We start from the raw sequence: 2845 nt of genomic DNA on the forward strand, positions 1-2845 counted from the left end.
CCCGCGCGCGCCGCGCCAAGGCCGATCTGATGATCACGATTCAACAGCTCGACGAACAGTCGAAGGCCGTGCGGCAGGGTGTCAGCAGTTTGTCGATTGGCATTGCTGCGATGCAAGTGGCATTGGAGCGCGGCGTCAGCGAAGCGGAACAACTGCGCCAGGTGGCCTTGCGCACCAACACCGCCGGCGATGCCGCTATCGCCATGGACTACCGCAACACGCTGGGCAATTTCCGCGGCAGGATTAGCGATCTTCGCGAAGCGATGATTTCCGCTGCGACGCTGATTCCGTTGATTGCGTCTAACCGCAAAGCGGCCGAGACACGGGTGAGCAAGCTCACGACCGGCATCATGGTGACGATTCCGCGCCTGATGGCCGTAGCGGCGCAGGCGGTGGTGCAGGCCGATACGCGTCGCGCAGGTGAAGAAAGCGAAAAGCTCGACGAGGCGGCCCGCCGGATCACCGAACTCGCCGTGCAAGGCGCACATGACGCGGCGGTCGATGCAGCACACAGTCTGGGCGGCGACCCTCGCAACCTGGAATCGTTGGCGGCAGCGGCGACCCAGTCGGTCGAAACGATGAAAGAAGTGCTCGCGATCGAGCAGCAGGTTCTCGCGCAAGATCGCGAGCGCGAGCAAAAGCTGATCGAAGTGCGCAACAAGCTGGTGGAAGGCATGCGCGGGGTGCAGGCCCAGGCGCTCGCCGCGCCGCCGGGAGCGTGACGTGTCCGAATCCAGATCCGACCTTGACGGCGGCCTCGCCGCAGGCTCGACGCCGTTGAGCTTCGACCTTGCCGCCGCGTGGCTGCGCCACGCCGAAGCCGATCGCGCCGGCTTCCTCTCGCGCTTCGCGTTGATTATCTCCGAGGCGTTGCCGAACCACTCGCAGGTTCACCGGGTCCGGCGCGGCTTGTTTCGGAAAACTGAGGAAATTGTCGGTGTCTCCGTGGCGTTCGACAACGAGACCTATACCATGCGCCTCAGAGACGGTCAGCACCTCGCTACCGAGATCGAAAAGAAGGTCAAAGGCGTTGTGCTGTCGACCCGCGAAATCGATCCCCACACCTGGATGGCCGGCCTGATGACGCAGGTCCACGAGCGCACCGAGAAGGCGCGCGCGATGGCCGAGCTGCTGGCCGCACTCTGATCCACTCGAACATTTACGCAGGAGACGCCGATGGGCTGGCTGACTTCGCTGTTTGGTTCCAGTAATACCTCTAATACGACGCGTAGCCCGACGCCGGATTTTTTCGACGCCGACGGCGTGCCGAATATGGTGCACCAGCGTCTCGCGGATTCGAAAAGCGGCACGCTGCCGTGGGTATCCACTCTCACCGCGCCAGAGATGGCTTTGGCGCGCAGCCACGGCCTGAGAATGCTCGCGCCGATCGCCGCAACGTGCTGGATGCACTACGGATTCTCGTGGACAGAAGGGCACGCGCAGGGCTGGCGCACTGCCATCAAGCGTCTGCAGGCGGAAGCGGTTGCGCTGGGCGCCAACGCGGTGATCGACGTCAGGATGGTGACTGTCGACCTGTACCTCGAAAACAGCATGGATTACTCGCTGGTCGGCACGGCGGTGCGCATCGAAGGTTTGTCGCCGAGCACTGAGCCCGTCATCTCGACCGTACCGGCGCTGGAGTTCATGCAGTTGCTGGAGGCAGGCATCATCCCGGTGGGCCTTGCCGTCGGCGCGCGTTTCGAATGGAGCAACGGTCCGCTCGACACCGGTGGCGGCTGGTGGGGCAACCAGCCTTTGCTTCAGACCACGGCCTTCTGGGAGCGGATCCGCCGCCACGCTCACGCGGATCTTCGCGCGGACGCGGCTCGTCAGGGTTCGGGTGTGCTTGCGCAACTGCAGTTTAGCCAACTGATCCGCCTGGAAAGCGAGTCGAGGAATAACCCGCTGCTGGGCCGGCACATCGTGATGGGCACGGTGGTCGATTGCCCGCGCGGCGTCGCGGTGCCTCACGAGGTCGAATTCGTGCTTGACCTCAGCGACAAGCGCGACAACCTGCGTTCCACTTCCGAGCACCACAACGCGTATAGCGACGGTATCTGAACCTTCTTCTCCTCAGGGAAAAACATGCCTGAAAACACGATGCAAGACGTCACCGCCCAGCTTCCCGCCAACGCCAAAGCGCGCCTTCAAGGGCTACGCAGCGCCGCTCATCCGACCTCGGTGTTCACCTCCGACCTGTCGGTCAACGAGTTCCTGCTGGTCCGCAAGGCCGGCTTCGAGCCGATTGGCTTGTGCGTCGGCAGCAGCATCTATCACGTCGGAATTCAGTACGGCTCGTGGAACAAGAACCAGGAGCTGGAAGTGCTGTCTCAGGCGATGTACCACGCTCGTGAACTGGCGATGTCGCGCATGCGCGAGGAAGCCCGCGGCATGGGTGCGGACGGCATCGTGGGCGTACGCCTCGAGATCAAGCATGTCGAGTGGGATGCGGACATCCTGGAGTTCGTGGCGATCGGCACAGGCGTTGTTCACAATCACGACACCAAGGGCTTTCGCGCTCACGACGGCGGTCCCTTCACCTCGGACCTTTCAGGCCAGGATTTCTATACTCTGCTGAATTCCGGCTACCGGCCCATCGAGCTCGTCATGGGTAGTTGCGTGTATCACGTCGCGCATCGCGGCATGCTGAAAGCGTTCAACCAGGCCGGCCGCAACGTCGAACTGGAGCAGTTCACCCAGGCCATTTATAGCGCACGCGAACTGGCGATCGAGCGCATGCAGATCGAAGCGCAAACCGCCAAGGCCGAAGGGGTGATCGGCACCATGATTCACGAGAAGTCGTATCGTTGGGAGAGCCATGTAATCGAGTTCTTCGCCATCGGCA

The 2845-nt window shown here is 62.7% G+C and carries 4 protein-coding genes; all 4 read left to right on the forward strand.

Features of this window, described 5'->3' with window-relative positions; translation table 11 throughout:
• The coding region (locus M0954_RS12170; protein WP_297353439.1) for a toxic anion resistance protein at nucleotides 1–722 on the forward strand (722 nt) is incomplete at its 5' end.
• Nucleotide 723: 1 nt separating this feature from the next.
• Entirely contained in the window at nucleotides 724–1146 is a 423-nt protein-coding gene (locus M0954_RS12175; RefSeq protein ID WP_297353441.1) for a hypothetical protein, read from the forward strand.
• A gap of 30 nt (nucleotides 1147–1176) precedes the next feature.
• A complete protein-coding gene (locus M0954_RS12180) occupies nucleotides 1177–2061 on the forward strand; it encodes a heavy metal-binding domain-containing protein (RefSeq protein WP_297353443.1) in 885 nt (294 codons plus the stop codon).
• 24 nt (nucleotides 2062–2085) lie between these two features.
• The coding region (locus M0954_RS12185; protein WP_297353445.1) for a heavy metal-binding domain-containing protein at nucleotides 2086–2845 on the forward strand (760 nt) is incomplete at its 3' end.

Origin of the sequence: Paraburkholderia sp. (assembly GCF_026225065.1) — a bacterium.
In the GTDB taxonomy this organism is placed as follows: domain Bacteria; phylum Pseudomonadota; class Gammaproteobacteria; order Burkholderiales; family Burkholderiaceae; genus Paraburkholderia.

What these genes read in the sequence shown, in the direction of transcription:
- M0954_RS12180 (WP_297353443.1), top strand. Translation starts at nt 1,177, where the DNA reads ATGGGCTGGCTGACTTCGCTGTTTGGTTCCAGTAATACCTCTAATACG.